This is a genomic window from Ewingella sp. AOP8-B2-18 (assembly GCF_052376015.1).
Taxonomy (GTDB): Bacteria; Pseudomonadota; Gammaproteobacteria; order Enterobacterales; family Enterobacteriaceae; genus Ewingella; species Ewingella allii.
This window is the reverse complement of record NZ_JBQSVB010000003.1, coordinates 77,170-90,002: the sequence shown is the minus strand read 5'-3', so window position 1 is coordinate 90,002 and position 12,833 is coordinate 77,170. Positions and strand designations below refer to the sequence as shown.

At 55.5% G+C, this 12,833-nt stretch carries 13 protein-coding genes; 3 read left to right on the top strand and 10 right to left on the bottom strand.

The window, feature by feature from the left end; genetic code table 11:
* Positions 1–188: 188 nt before the first annotated feature.
* The 7 genes from ACT3RR_RS08235 to malK form a co-directional block, all read right to left on the bottom strand.
* Positions 189–890: an acid phosphatase gene (locus tag ACT3RR_RS08235; protein WP_496200094.1), complete on the bottom strand. Its 702-nt coding sequence runs from the start codon at positions 888–890 to the stop codon at positions 189–191.
* 104 nt (positions 891–994) lie between these two features.
* Complete coding sequence (locus tag ACT3RR_RS08230; RefSeq protein WP_034793380.1) at positions 995–1,633, bottom strand: RpiB/LacA/LacB family sugar-phosphate isomerase; 639 nt, start codon at positions 1,631–1,633, stop codon at positions 995–997.
* A gap of 99 nt (positions 1,634–1,732) precedes the next feature.
* Complete coding sequence (locus tag ACT3RR_RS08225) at positions 1,733–2,179, bottom strand: DUF2000 domain-containing protein (protein WP_353503476.1); 447 nt, start codon at positions 2,177–2,179, stop codon at positions 1,733–1,735.
* A gap of 56 nt (positions 2,180–2,235) precedes the next feature.
* Positions 2,236–3,072, bottom strand: a complete 837-nt coding sequence (locus ACT3RR_RS08220) for an AraC family transcriptional regulator (protein ID WP_353503477.1) — start codon at positions 3,070–3,072, stop codon at positions 2,236–2,238.
* 106 nt (positions 3,073–3,178) lie between these two features.
* Positions 3,179–4,105 carry a maltose operon protein MalM gene (malM, locus tag ACT3RR_RS08215; protein ID WP_485902334.1) on the bottom strand — a complete coding sequence of 309 codons (927 nt, stop codon included), beginning with the start codon at positions 4,103–4,105 and terminating at the stop codon, positions 3,179–3,181.
* A gap of 214 nt (positions 4,106–4,319) precedes the next feature.
* Positions 4,320–5,615, bottom strand: a complete 1,296-nt coding sequence (locus ACT3RR_RS08210) for a maltoporin (protein ID WP_272901264.1) — start codon at positions 5,613–5,615, stop codon at positions 4,320–4,322.
* Positions 5,616–5,645: 30 nt separating this feature from the next.
* Positions 5,646–6,755 (bottom strand): maltose/maltodextrin ABC transporter ATP-binding protein MalK, encoded by a 1,110-nt coding sequence (malK, locus tag ACT3RR_RS08205; protein WP_034793386.1) that lies wholly within the window; start codon positions 6,753–6,755, stop codon positions 5,646–5,648.
* A gap of 452 nt (positions 6,756–7,207) precedes the next feature.
* Between malK and malE the strand changes: the two genes are divergently transcribed.
* The 3 genes from malE to malG all read left to right on the top strand — a co-directional run bounded on the left by malE (position 7,208) and on the right by malG (position 10,944).
* Positions 7,208–8,398, top strand: coding sequence for a maltose/maltodextrin ABC transporter substrate-binding protein MalE (gene malE / locus ACT3RR_RS08200; RefSeq protein WP_485902332.1), 1,191 nt, complete (start codon positions 7,208–7,210; stop codon positions 8,396–8,398).
* 88 nt (positions 8,399–8,486) lie between these two features.
* Complete coding sequence (gene malF, locus ACT3RR_RS08195) at positions 8,487–10,034, top strand: maltose ABC transporter permease MalF (protein ID WP_496200093.1); 1,548 nt, start codon at positions 8,487–8,489, stop codon at positions 10,032–10,034.
* A gap of 19 nt (positions 10,035–10,053) precedes the next feature.
* A complete protein-coding gene (malG, locus tag ACT3RR_RS08190) occupies positions 10,054–10,944 on the top strand; it encodes a maltose ABC transporter permease MalG (RefSeq protein WP_034793391.1) in 891 nt (296 codons plus the stop codon).
* 108 nt (positions 10,945–11,052) lie between these two features.
* On the opposite strand, the gene ACT3RR_RS08185 is transcribed toward malG, so the two are convergent.
* The 3 genes from ACT3RR_RS08185 to ACT3RR_RS08175 form a co-directional block, all read right to left on the bottom strand.
* Positions 11,053–11,391: a nuclear transport factor 2 family protein gene (locus tag ACT3RR_RS08185; protein ID WP_185689159.1), complete on the bottom strand. Its 339-nt coding sequence runs from the start codon at positions 11,389–11,391 to the stop codon at positions 11,053–11,055.
* A gap of 73 nt (positions 11,392–11,464) precedes the next feature.
* The gene (locus tag ACT3RR_RS08180; RefSeq protein WP_485902327.1) at positions 11,465–12,253 is read right to left on the bottom strand and encodes an inositol monophosphatase family protein; all 789 of its coding nucleotides are present in this window, start codon (positions 12,251–12,253) and stop codon (positions 11,465–11,467) included.
* A 96-nt stretch (positions 12,254–12,349) separates the two neighbouring features.
* Positions 12,350–12,802 carry a GNAT family N-acetyltransferase gene (locus ACT3RR_RS08175; protein ID WP_353503481.1) on the bottom strand — a complete coding sequence of 151 codons (453 nt, stop codon included), beginning with the start codon at positions 12,800–12,802 and terminating at the stop codon, positions 12,350–12,352.
* Between the last annotated feature and the right edge of the window lie 31 nt (positions 12,803–12,833).

Here is a 12,833-nt window from a genome sequence, read left to right as displayed (position 1 = left end):
AGCATCAGGAGGGGATGAACAGATTGTATCCTATTATTTCGGTCTAAAAAGTCGGCTTTGTACCACAGTGTATCTGTATGGCCGGGGGATACATGGCGAGAGGTGAAAGAGGGAAAGTGAAATAATAAAAAAGCCGCTCGGCCGTTTTCGAGGCGGCGGAGCGGCTTTTTATGGACGAATCGGGGAAGTTACTTCAGCCCCATGCTCGCGCGAAGTTCGGTTTTTGCTGCGTCGAATTCAGTCTGGAACTCTGGCTGCTCGGCCATTTTCTGGGCGATCAGCGCAGCACCGGTGCGGCTCATGACGGTATCAGAACGGTAATGGAAACCGGCAACCAGGCGGTTCTCCGCATAGCCTGCGGCACGGGTGAACAGCTCGTTGCGCTTTTCCGGCACCATATCGGCCAGCACGGTCGCCATCAGATAGCCGACGGTGGAGTGACCGGACGGCCATGATCCAGACTTAGATTTTTTCAGCAGCGGGTGGATCTGCTCATCCACCATGTACGGGCGCGAACGGTTGAAGAACTTCTTGGCGGAGTCATCCACCACGTCTTCCGTCGCGATGACACGGTCAAACAGCGCGGCCACTTTTGGCAATTTTTCAGCGGTGAATTCAGGGCCCATCACATCGGCAAAGCGCCAGACGTTCTCCTGCGCGTCGGCAATCGCCGCCTTCTCCTGCTCCGGCGTACGGCTGGCCTGAATCGCCAACAGCTCTTTGATTTCAGCCTTGGTTTGCGCCGAGTCATCCGCCGGAGGAGCTGGCAGATATTTACTCAGATCAACCTCTTTGCTGGTGACAAACGGCTTAGCTTCTTCAGCGGCCTGAGAAGTAAATGCAGCGCCGGAAAGGGTTAAAAACAGTAATGCGACGAGGGACTTACGCAAGGGAGAGCTCCTGAGTTTTTTTTCGAATAGCAGGAGAGTAAAGAGCGGATATGACAGCAATATGACAGCCATGCCCGCGCGCGTTGCGAGGCATGGCTGGGGAATTACGCCAGCAGGGTTCTGACGAAATCTTCGATCTCTTTGTTCTGCCCATTTTCAAACAGGCATTTCTGGAAGCGCGGGCCGCTTACCGCCGTTTTCACCAGATCTTTATCAATGGCGCGCAGGGTGTCGAGATAGTTCTCTTTCACCACGGCAGCTTTGACCTGATTGAGAATCCCGGCGTTACGCACCTGAGGCTCTTTGCGATCAGCCGGGTAGCCCTGACCTCTTTCACCCGAGAAGGCTTTCTCGAAAATAAAGCGCACGTTCAGCTCGGCGCCCCAGCCATAGCCTTTGGCGAAAGGCAGAGACAGCGCGTTACCGTTATTGATTTGGGCAAACAGGTAGGCATCCGCTGGGTCGATACAGTAACCGCAGGCCACGCCAGGGTGGATATTCAGTGACATCAGCGCGCCCTGCCCGGTGCCGCAGCCGGTGACCACAAAGTCTACCGCCTTGGCATTCAGCAAGATGCTGGCCATGATACCGAGATGAATATAGGTCAGGTGATGATCCTGCTCGTCGCTCATGCCGACGTTGTAAACCGAGTAAGACTTCTCGTCCGCCACGGTTTTCAGCTCTTTCAGGACCGACGCATTTTTCGCGGCCTGACTGTTTTCCATCATCAGTGCAATTTTCATTTCTTCATCCCTTTCAATTATTGAACCGTCATTTCATTTTAATGAAAAAATAGTTTTATGCTTGAAAGAATGACCACTGGCGTGACTGAATTCACAGAATCAGCCCAATAAGCCGAGCTTGCCGGTGAGTTTTCTTACCACTTTCTTGTTACCTGCCAGCGCGATGCCCAGCAGTTGCAGCGAATCCGTCGGCACCTGAGTGACCGCCTGACGAAATGCCGCGTAGTCGGTGGTTTGCTGGCCTTCGACCGGGAAAATCACTCCGTCCATCTCATCATCGTTGAGCAGTGTTTGGTGCAGCTGCGACAGGGTTTGGCTATCCGCCACCAGCACGCTAATCCCAATCGGAATGAGCCCCGGATGCACTCGCGCATCGGCATCAATCAGCGGCTCCCCCACCAGCCCCGGATGGCGCTGGCCGAGAGTCAACGCCAGCACCGCCGCGGCATTGGCGGCATGTCCGGCACTCAGTTCACTATTGATTACCACCACGCAGCGTTCCGGTAGTGAAGAAGATGGGGATAAAGGAGATACAGGGGCATTCATAGAAACAAACTCCGATTTTGCACAGTGAAAACCGGAGCATAGCCCGCCAGAAAAACTCAATCTGGAAGATTTGTGCACAGTCGCCTATAACGCGCTGGCGTCAGCTGATATGCGCGGCGGAACCAGCGACCGAGGTGGCTTTGGTCGGCGAAACCGAGGTCGGTAGCGACTCTTACCGGCGAGTGCCCGGCGGCGAGCCAGTGGCGGGCGCGGGTCAATTTTAGTTGAATCAGGTAGGCGTGAGGCGGCAAGCCGAAAGCGGCCTTGAAGGCGCGAGTGACGATGAAACGGCTTTCGCCGAGGGCGGCGGCCAGTTGATCCAGCCCAATATCTTCCTGCATATGGGCGTGAAGGAAGTCCCGTGCGCGATGGGCCAGAGAGACATCGGTTCCCTCGCCGTCGGCCTTCAGCCGCCAGGTCAGATGCCCACCCAGCGCATTGAGCATGCTATCCAGCGTCGACTCGCGAACAATGCGCAGATCGTTGCTGTGCAAGGCGTCGAAGGCGCTGGAAACCGCCTGGGCCAGTTGCACATCCTGCGCCAGAGTGCGCTCAAAACTGGGGTCGCCGCCGGGGATGAAATCCTCCCGACGCGAGGCCAGTTCGCGACTGAGCCACTGCGGGTCGAGGTAGAGCATGTGATAGGTGAAACCGTCGGGTGCCACCGCGTCGCCGTCGTGGATCTCGCCGGGTTCGAGCATAAAGACCTTGCCGGGCAGGCTTTGGTGTTTTTGCCGACGGCAGCTGAACTGCTGCACGCCCTGCCGCGTTACGCCAATTAAATAGCTGTCGTGCCAATGCGGATCGTAGGCGTGGCCTTCAAAATGCGCCTGAATGGTTTCGATGCCGCTCTCTTTATCTTTCGATAAATCGACCCAGTTTTTTGGCGCCATGGCCCTGCTCCGCTGTCTAAATTAACAACAGAGTAACAAAATGGCAGGAGGAAGAGAAAGGATGTTCAGCTCCCCCAAAACGGAGGAGCTGAAGCGTCAGCGGGGATTAATGCTTAACGCTGTCGATAAAGGTTTTACGGGCGGTTTTCGAACCCAAACGCTCGGCTTCGTCCAGCAGTTTCAGTGCTTTATCCACATCACCGGCTTTCACCGCTTTCTTAATCGCATTGTTAAAGTAGGCTTCTGAATCAGACAGCATTGGCTCGGCCGGTTTGGCTGGTGCAGTAGGTTCGGTGCGAACCGGTGCTGGCGCAGCTTGCTGACCAACGATAATCGGCGTTGGAGCCGGAGTCGCAGAGCTGGTGCTGGTATTCACGTTATCGAGAATCTGACCAATCATGATGTTGCCCGACTTCTGCTCGGCGCGAACTTTAATGCTCAGCGTGCCGGTTGGCGTGTGGCGAGCAATCGGGTCTGGAATATCCGGGATGGCGTTACCCACGCCAGCGGCATAGGCCTTGGCCGGGTTGGTCATCTGGGTAGTGGTCGCCAGGTCCTGCTTGGTGGTGTAAACCAACAGGTAAATCTGTTTCTGACCCAGCGCTGGCGTCAGTTTCAAAGTGCCTTCCAGACGATCGCTGGAGACAATGCCCGGTTTCTCATACGGGAAGTAGCTTGATGGGTAATAGGCCGCCGGGCGCATTTGTTCGTCCAGCACTAAGACGTTCGGCACATATACCGTTTTGCCGGTTGCGATGCTGGTGACGGTAATTTCCAGAGAACCACGGTCCGCAGGAACAGCAAATGCCCCTACCGCGCCCTGAATATTACCCTGATTGATTTGTGCGCCAGAAGCCGACAGCGTCACATCCTGCGTCACCGGAGGAACCAGTGGCGTCCACGACAATTTCTGTAAGGTCTGAGCGGAGATCACCGGCGCAACCGCTGTGTCAGTTTGCGCAGCATAAACACCTGCGGGGGTCATCGCCAACAGGCTCAATGACAGACACAGTGACAGCAGATTCTTTTTCATCGTTATTTCCTTTTGAATCACCATGAAGGCTGGCGAAAGGATCGCCAGCCAGCACATCTTGTTTTTTGTGGCCCAACCCTGCCACCGAACCTTCTAAATCATTCGTGTTGTGGCAAGGCGGCAACCAAGCTCATCCCCAGGAGCGTAGACAACTACGTGACTGGGGTGAGCGCGGGCAGCCAACGCGGCCACAGCGCGAAGGATGACGAAGGTTTTACCACCAGATTTCCATTTGAGCGCCGAACGTAACTTCACTGTCCTTACCACGGCTGAAAGTATTGGTGCTGGTGTCGCTCATGGCCAGACCGTTGTTCAGACCGCGGTCGGTGTCGTAGCCCCATTTTTCGTTCCAGTCGGCGTAGGTGGCGAAGAGACGGATTGCCGGACGTGACCAGATGCTGTCGCCAGCCTGCCATTGTTGCGCCAGGGTGACTTTGTATTGGCCGTTGTTCTGGCTGGTACGTTGGGATTTGACGTTGTCGTAGCCCACTTCCAGCAAGGTACTCATGATTGGCGTCCATTTATACATCGGGCGCACACCCACGGTGTACCAGGTTGTACCGTTATTGTTATCGCGATCAACATCTTGGTACATCGCGACATACATCAGACCCCAAGTATCGTTGAAGTCGATGGCACCGTGGTCGAGCACGCGCCACATGTTGCCGTTGTTGTTTACGCTGCCGCCGCTGGAGTGGCCGCTCGCCCCGTTAGTACCCGGATCGGTCATGGAGTCGGTGGCGTATTGCAGGACGAATTTGTTGTAGCCGTTGTAGATGCTCTGCGTGTGTTCAGCAGTCAGCATTACGCCGTCTTTAGTGGCGTCGTCAGCCAGAGAGAAACCGTCACGCGGGTTAGCACGGCCGTAGTCAACACCCAGCTCTAATACGCCGCCTGGGTTGGTGTTCAGGCCAGCTACGCGCACGTCGAACACGTCGTTAGAGGTTGGAACTTCGTTACGCTGGTCAGCGATGTAGCCGTAAGAACCACCGCTTTCGGTGTTACGGGTGGCTGCCAGAGACAACTTACCAAAGCCCAAGTCAATGTCTTCGATACCTGCACCAGGACCAGAGATATCCCAGTAGTAGAAGTCAATCATGTGGACGTCATGACGTTGGTAGAAACGCTTACCGGCCCAGATAGTAGAACCCGGCAGCCAGTCAATCAGGTTTTTACCCAGCACGTTAGCTTCACGCACGGCAGGGCTGGTCGATTCGGAGTCATTTCTCTGGTCTACGGCGTAACCGATGTTGCTGTTGAAGTAGAAGCTCTTATCCCCTTCCTTCCACACTTCCTGTCCAAGACGTAACTCGGCATAGGTTTCACATTCGTTACCCAAACGGTATTTGCTGTCAGCACCGGTCGCTTTAAAACACTGCTGCTCGCCGCCGCTGCCGGTCCAGCCAATGCCCGAACGCGCATAACCAGTGAAGTCAACTGCCATCGCTTGTGTAGAAAAAATACCCGCCGCGACTGCCAGCGGCAGAGAGTATTTACGCAAAGTCATCATCATTGTTCTCCTGTAGGGGGATCGCGTGCTTTAAACGCCGGGCTCTGGGTGTAGCCGTCGGCACGCAGTCCCGTCCTCGCGGAACAAGTGACAGCGATGAGGCGGCAAGCCTATTGCGAATGTTGCACCTTCTTCTACCAACACCACGTCGTTCTGGCGGTACACCAGATTTTGACGGATAGCCGGGATCTGGATGTGAATCTGGGTTTCGTTGCCGAGCTGCTCGACCACCTGCACCACGCCGGACAGCGTCACTTCTGCGATATCGCTCGGTAAGAGGTGTTCAGGACGGATCCCCAGAGACAGATTGCTGCCGACCGTGACCTCTTTGCCCTCAACCGGCAGCCATACGCGCTGGCGGTCTGGCAGTTCAATCTGCACACGTTCGGCTTCAACGCCGGTGACTTTCACCGGCAGGAAATTCATTTTTGGCGAGCCAATAAACCCGGCCACAAAGCGATTTGCCGGATAGTGGTACAGGGCCAGAGGCTTGCCGATTTGCGCCACGCGACCGGCGTCGAGCACCACGATTTTGTCGGCCAATGTCATGGCTTCGACCTGATCGTGGGTGACGTAAATCATGGTGCGTTTCAAACGCTTATGCAGACGGGAGATCTCAATACGCATCTGGACGCGCAGCGCGGCGTCGAGGTTCGACAGCGGCTCATCGAGCAGGAAAACCGTCGGCTCGGCCACCAGCGTGCGGCCAATGGCGACGCGTTGACGCTGGCCGCCGGAGAGCGCCTTCGGGCGGCGATCCAGCAGGTGAGCCAGTTGCAGCACTTCTGAAACCTGATTCACCCGCTGGGTAATTTCGGCTTTTTTGGTGCCCGCCAGCTTCAGGCCGAAGGACATGTTTTCGGCCACGGAGAGGTGCGGGTAGAGCGCGTAGGACTGAAACACCATGCCGATGCCACGCTCGGCGGGCGGCACGTCGTTCATGCGTTTCTCGCCAATCAGCAAGTCGCCGGAGGTAATATCTTCCAGGCCCGCAATCATGCGTAACAGCGTAGATTTGCCACAGCCAGACGGCCCGACAAAAACCACGAACTCACCTTCGGCAATCTCAATATTCACGTCTTTTGAGATGACCGTGTCGCCAAAGGCTTTGTAGAGGTTACGAAGTGATACGCCCGCCATAGCCGACTCCTGAACAGACTTGCTGGAGTCTCCTGCCTACCGCGCGGTCAATCATTTATTTGCCGCGTAAGCAAGGAAACTGAATGTCAGGCAGAGTGCGGGAACGATACCTTTTCGTAATCATCCGTAACAAAGATTTTCATGGGGGAGGAGGAAGGAGGATGAGGCTATTGCGCAAACGGCTGAAAGTTCACACTAAAGATCAAATTCGTGATCTTGATGGCAAATTGCCACCCATAATTTTGAGTTATACCCCACAGAATGCGCGGCAGTGTTAAGTGGATCACACAACCAGAGAGGGGGGCGTAGAGAGGGGGATGATGAAGCTATGTTGAGTTATCGCCGACACTGGTCCGGCAAGCTTATCTGGCTACCTCAAACCGACTTTTACGACATTAACGTCACCTTCAGACGGAATAAAAATCGCCTCTCTACGCTCGTTAAAGGATTAGATGATGAATAAGACAGTCACACGAACTCTCGCAGTATCTGCCCTGGCAACGCTTTTCATGTCGTCCTCCGCGTTTGCCAAAATCGAAGAAGGCAAGTTGGTCATCTGGATCAACGGAGACAAGGGCTATAACGGCCTGGCCGAAGTAGGTAAGAAGTTTGAGAAGGACACCGGCATCAAAGTGCTGGTTGAGCACCCAGACAAACTGGAAGAGAAGTATCCGCAGGTGGCTGCCACCGGCGACGGCCCGGACATTATCTTCTGGGCCCATGACCGATTTGGCGGCTACGCCCAGTCCGGCTTGCTGGCGGAAATCAGCCCGGATCAGGCGTTCAAAGATAAACTCTTCCCGTTTACCTGGGACGCGGTGACCTTCAACGGCAAGCTGATCGGCTACCCGGTTTCGGTGGAAGCGCTGTCGCTTATTTACAATAAAGACATCATCAAGCAGGCGCCGAAGACGTGGGAAGAGATCCCCGCGCTGGACAAAGAGCTGCGCGCCAAAGGCAAAAGCGCCATCATGTGGAACCTGCAAGAGCCCTACTTCACATGGCCAATTATCGCCGCCGACGGCGGTTACGCGTACAAATACGAAAACGGCAAATACAACATCAAAGACACCGGCGTGAATAACGCGGGTTCGCAGGCTGGCCTGCAATTCATCATCGACATGGTGAAGAACAAAAATATTAATGCCGACACTGATTACTCCATCGCCGAAGCCGCGTTTAACAAGGGCCAGACCGCGATGACCATTGATGGCCCTTGGGCATGGTCAAACATCGATAAAAGTAAAATCAACTACGGCGTGACGCTGCTGCCAACCTTCCACGGCAAACCGTCGAAGCCGTTCGTCGGGGTATTAACCGCGGGTATTAATGCCGCTAGCCCGAATAAAGAGCTGGCCAAAGAGTTTCTGGAAAACTACCTGCTGACCGATGACGGCTTGGCGGCAGTGAATAAAGACAAGCCGCTGGGCGCCGTGGCGCTGAAGTCCTATCAGGAAAAACTGGAGCAAGATCCGCGCATTGCCGCCACCATGGCGAACTCGAAAACCGGCGAAATCATGCCGAATATCCCGCAGATGAGTAACTTCTGGTATGCCGAACGCAGCGCGATCATCAATGCTATCAATGGTCGTCAAACCGTCGAGCAGGCGCTGAAAGAAGCTGAAACCCGCGTCACCAAGTAATCTGACGCCTGAGCTAAAGTGAGTCGTAACCCGCCGGGGTGAAGCTTCGCCCCGGCGTAACAAGGGATGTGCTATGCAAGAAAGCGGAATGTCAGCCAGAAAAAAAGGGCGCATCGGCAGTGGCGTGAAATGGCTGGTGGTCAGTTTGCTCGCCCTGTTTACCGGCTACCTGATTGTCCTGATGTACGCGCAGGGCGAGATGCTGTTTGCCATGCTAACGCTGCTGCTTTCCAGCGTCGGCTTATATATTTATGCCAACCGCCGCGCCTACTCGTGGCGCTATATTTATCCCGGCCTCGCCGGTATGTCGCTGTTCGTGCTGTTCCCGCTAGTTTGTACCATTTTCATCGCCTTCACCAACTACAGCAGCACCAACCAACTGACCTTTGAACGGGCGCAGTCGGTATTAATGGACCGCCAGTTTCAGGCTGATAAAGCCTACCCGTTCGCCTTATTCCCCGCCGACGCCGACCAGTGGCGCTTGGCCCTGACCTCGCCTGACAGTGGCGAAATATTAGTGTCCGCCCCCTTTGCTTTTAATCCGGCGACGCAGCAAACCTTAACGCTCTCTCCGCAGGCCATGCCCGAGGGGGAAAAAGCCGGGCTGCGCATCGTCACCCAAAACCGTCAGGCGCTGGGGCAATTGACCGCCAAACTGCCTAGTGGCGAAAGCCTGAAGATGAGCTCGCTGCGCCAGTTTTCCGGCAGCCAGCCTCTGTACCAGCGCGCTGAAGATGGCAAACAGCTGACCAACGTGCAGAGCGGCGTGGTGTATCGCCCGAATATGCAAACTGGCTTCTATCAGGCGGTGAATGCCCAAGGCGAGTGGCAGGCGGAGAAGCTCAGTCCCGGCTTTACGGTGAATATCGGCTGGGCCAACTTCCTGCGCGTACTGCACGACGACGGCATCCAGAAGCCGTTCCTGTCTATCTTCGTCTGGACCATTATCTTCTCGCTGCTGACGGTGATTTTCACCACCGCCGTGGGCATGGTGCTGGCCTGCGTGGTGCAGTGGGAGGAGCTGAAAGGCAAGGCCATTTATCGGCTGCTGTTTATTCTGCCGTATGCCGTGCCAGCCTTTATTTCTATCTTGATCTTCAAAGGGTTATTCAACCAAAGCTTCGGCGAAATCAACCTGATGCTCAGTAGCCTGTTTGGCATCAAACCGGCGTGGTTTAGTGACCCGCTGACCGCCAAAACCATGATTATTATCGTCAATACGTGGCTGGGTTATCCCTACATTATGATTTTGTGCATGGGGCTGCTGAAGGCCATTCCTGATGACCTGTATGAAGCCTCGGCGATGGACGGCGCGACGCCGATGCAGAACTTCTTCCGTATCACTTTCCCTTTGCTTATCAAGCCGCTGGCACCGCTGATGCTAGCGAGCTTTGCCTTTAACTTTAACAACTTCGTGCTGATCCAGCTGTTGACCAACGGCGGCCCGAATATGATTGGCACCACTACCCCGGCCGGGCATACCGACCTGCTGGTCAGTTACACCTATCGCATCGCCTTTGAGGGCGGCGGAGGCCAAGATTTCGGGCTGGCGGCGGCGATTGCCACGCTGATTTTCCTGTTGGTGGGTGCGCTGGCTTTGATCAACCTGAAAGCTTCCCGCATGAAATTCGACTAGTCGACAAGGAGAGAGACAAATGCCCATGGTTAAACCTAAGTCGCAAAAACTCCGGCTGCTGGTCACTCACGTGTTGCTGCTGTGCTTTGTGGCGCTGATCTTGTTCCCGCTGCTGATGGTATTTGCGATTTCGCTACGGCCCGGCAACTTCGCCACCGGCAGCATCATTCCTGAGCAAATATCCTGGGATCACTGGAAGCTGGCGCTGGGTATGGCGGTAACCAACAGCGACGGCAGCGTCACGCCGCCGCCCTTCCCGGTGATGCTGTGGTTGTGGAACTCCATCAAGATTGCGGTGATCACCGCGATCGGCATTGTGGCGCTCTCCACTACCTGCGCCTATGCCTTCGCGCGCATGCGCTTTCGCGGTAAAAGCACGCTGCTGAAAGGCATGCTGATTTTCCAAATGTTCCCGGCGGTGCTCTCTCTGGTGGCGCTCTACGCCCTGTTCGACCGCCTCGGCCAGTATGTGCCTTTCCTCGGGTTGAATACCCACGGCGGGGTGATTTTCGCCTATATGGGCGGCATCGCGCTGCACGTCTGGACCATTAAGGGTTACTTCGAAACCATTGATAATTCACTGGAAGAAGCCGCCTCGCTCGACGGCGCGACGCCTTGGCAGGCTTTCCGGCTGGTGCTGTTGCCGCTGTCGGTGCCGATTCTGGCGGTAGTGTTTATTCTGTCGTTTATCGCCGCGATCACCGAAGTGCCGGTGGCGTCTCTGCTGCTGCGCGACGTCAATAGCTACACGCTGGCGGTCGGCATGCAGCAATATCTCAACCCGCAAAACTACCTGTGGGGCGACTTTGCCGCGGCGGCAATTCTGTCTGCGATACCTATCACGGCGGTGTTCCTGATTGCACAACGCTGGCTGGTGGGAGGATTAACGGCGGGCGGGGTGAAGGGCTAGTTTACTGCAATGCGCTTGGTGTTATTTGGCTGTATTTCTCAACAACCTCTGTGTCTGAACTATTGGCGACTTGCGAAAGTCGCCTTTTTTCATCGGGTTTAGAAGCCGTTACGCGAAGTAGAACCACGCGGTTTCAATCAGGCCATTTTCAATTTCAAACACCGCGACGCTTTCGATGGGCTGCTCATTAATGCCGTGAATGCGTTCGTGGTCAAACACCTTATTGCCCAGCACCGAACGGGATATTAATTCAGCCCGCAGCTTCGGGTTATTAAAGCGGTGATTAGCATAAAACTCACGTAACTGCTGCTTGCCGACGGTCGAAGGCTCGGTGGCAGGCATACGGAACCCTTTGAAAGTTTCACTGAAACAGGCGACGAACTTTTCTAAGTCGTGCTCGTTATAGGCATAAAACTGCTGTTCAACAGGCAATAAAGGTGAAGACATATCAACTCCGGAATTGAATAAAAATTCTTATTATTTGAATGGAAATTCAATATCTATTGATGCAGTCAATATGTCAATCACGAGGTTTTAAATCCCACAGGCCTCTGACCGTGCTCATCAAGCTGGCCGTGCCGCTGGCGACCGACAACCCGCGAATACCTTCATCGCCGAAGTTGACCACGGTTTCCAGCCCGGCCTCTTGGCACAGCACCGCGCCTCCGGCGATATCCCACAGGGTGGTGCGGCGCTGTAGATGGCCGTCAATCACCCCTTTGGCGGCAAACACCATGCCCACGGTGGTGCAGCGATAACACTGCACCGACCAATCGGCGGCGCGCAGCCCTTGGTAGAAGTTGGCGGCGTCATCGAGGCGGTCGTCGGAACTGTCGCCGAGGGAGAGGATCTGCACGTCGCCAAAACGGTTGTCGCGGGTAAAAGGCTCGCCGTTGAGGAAGATGCCTTTGCCGCTTTGTGCCGCAAACTGTTCATTGAGCACCGGCAGCGCCACCACGCCAATCACCGGCTTCTTGCCTTCCACCAGCCCCAGCGACACGCCCCACAGCGGCGAACCGCGCAGGAAATTCGAGGTGCCGTCGATTGGATCGATAACCCAGCAGGCCGCGTCGGTCAGCGTGCCGCCAAGCTCTTCGCCAATAATGGCATCTTGCGGGAAATGCTCGGCCAGCTGCGCGCGGATAAATTGCTCCACGGCGACATCGGCCTGTGAGACAAAATCCTGCACTTTTTTGCTACTGACCTGAATCTCATCCCGGCGGTTGAAGTAGTTTAGCGCCAGCTCGGCGGCCTGCGCGGCAATCTGGCTGGCCTTGGCCAGACGTGGTGACATGTCTTGGTTAATCATCGTTGTCCCTGAATTTCATCCCGTTTTGCTTGAGCAAAAATAAAAATTGGCCACAGCATGCCCTCTGAGTGATGAACAAAATATGACAATCCGCCGTTAGAGCGTCAAACGATGGGTCACATTGGGGTCATCCGTCACCGGCACAAACCCCAAACTGCGGTAGAAGGCGTGGGCGCTCTCCGGGGCGTGAGTATTGAGCAGGTCGAAGTAGTCTGGCGCATCGGCCAGCAGGTGAGTCATCAGCAACTGGCCGACGCCCTGCCGCCTTAGCTCGCGGGTCACAAACAGATGGCGCACCCGGCCAATGCGCGGCGAGTTGGCAAAGGGGTCGATATTGCGCCCGCAGATGCCCACCAGTTGGCGCTCATCGCTGCCCTGCTGCAATAAAAATGCCCCGTTGAGCATCTCCCCCTTTAGGGCAAAACGGTTGGCGCCAGAGCGCCAGTTGTCGCGCAGGCGCACCAGCATGCGTTGCCCCTCGCGCTGACTTTCGGCGCAGAGAGCATCAAATCCCGTCGTAGAAGGGTCAACCGACGCAATGATTAACATAGGTTCTCCGATGAGTGTCGAAAGACTTACC

Coding starts and splice junctions, on each gene's coding strand:
- ACT3RR_RS08175 (WP_353503481.1), bottom strand. CDS start 12,802: ATGTTAATCATTGCGTCGGTTGACCCTTCTACGACGGGATTTGATGCT.
- ACT3RR_RS08185 (WP_185689159.1), bottom strand. CDS start 11,391: ATGTCTTCACCTTTATTGCCTGTTGAACAGCAGTTTTATGCCTATAAC.
- malM (WP_485902334.1), bottom strand. CDS start 4,105: ATGAAAAAGAATCTGCTGTCACTGTGTCTGTCATTGAGCCTGTTGGCG.
- malE (WP_485902332.1), top strand. CDS start 7,208: ATGATGAATAAGACAGTCACACGAACTCTCGCAGTATCTGCCCTGGCA.
- ACT3RR_RS08210 (WP_272901264.1), bottom strand. CDS start 5,615: ATGATGACTTTGCGTAAATACTCTCTGCCGCTGGCAGTCGCGGCGGGT.
- ACT3RR_RS08220 (WP_353503477.1), bottom strand. CDS start 3,072: ATGGCGCCAAAAAACTGGGTCGATTTATCGAAAGATAAAGAGAGCGGC.
- malK (WP_034793386.1), bottom strand. CDS start 6,755: ATGGCGGGCGTATCACTTCGTAACCTCTACAAAGCCTTTGGCGACACG.
- ACT3RR_RS08180 (WP_485902327.1), bottom strand. CDS start 12,253: ATGATTAACCAAGACATGTCACCACGTCTGGCCAAGGCCAGCCAGATT.
- ACT3RR_RS08230 (WP_034793380.1), bottom strand. CDS start 1,633: ATGAAAATTGCACTGATGATGGAAAACAGTCAGGCCGCGAAAAATGCG.
- malG (WP_034793391.1), top strand. CDS start 10,054: ATGCCCATGGTTAAACCTAAGTCGCAAAAACTCCGGCTGCTGGTCACT.
- malF (WP_496200093.1), top strand. CDS start 8,487: ATGTCAGCCAGAAAAAAAGGGCGCATCGGCAGTGGCGTGAAATGGCTG.
- ACT3RR_RS08225 (WP_353503476.1), bottom strand. CDS start 2,179: ATGAATGCCCCTGTATCTCCTTTATCCCCATCTTCTTCACTACCGGAA.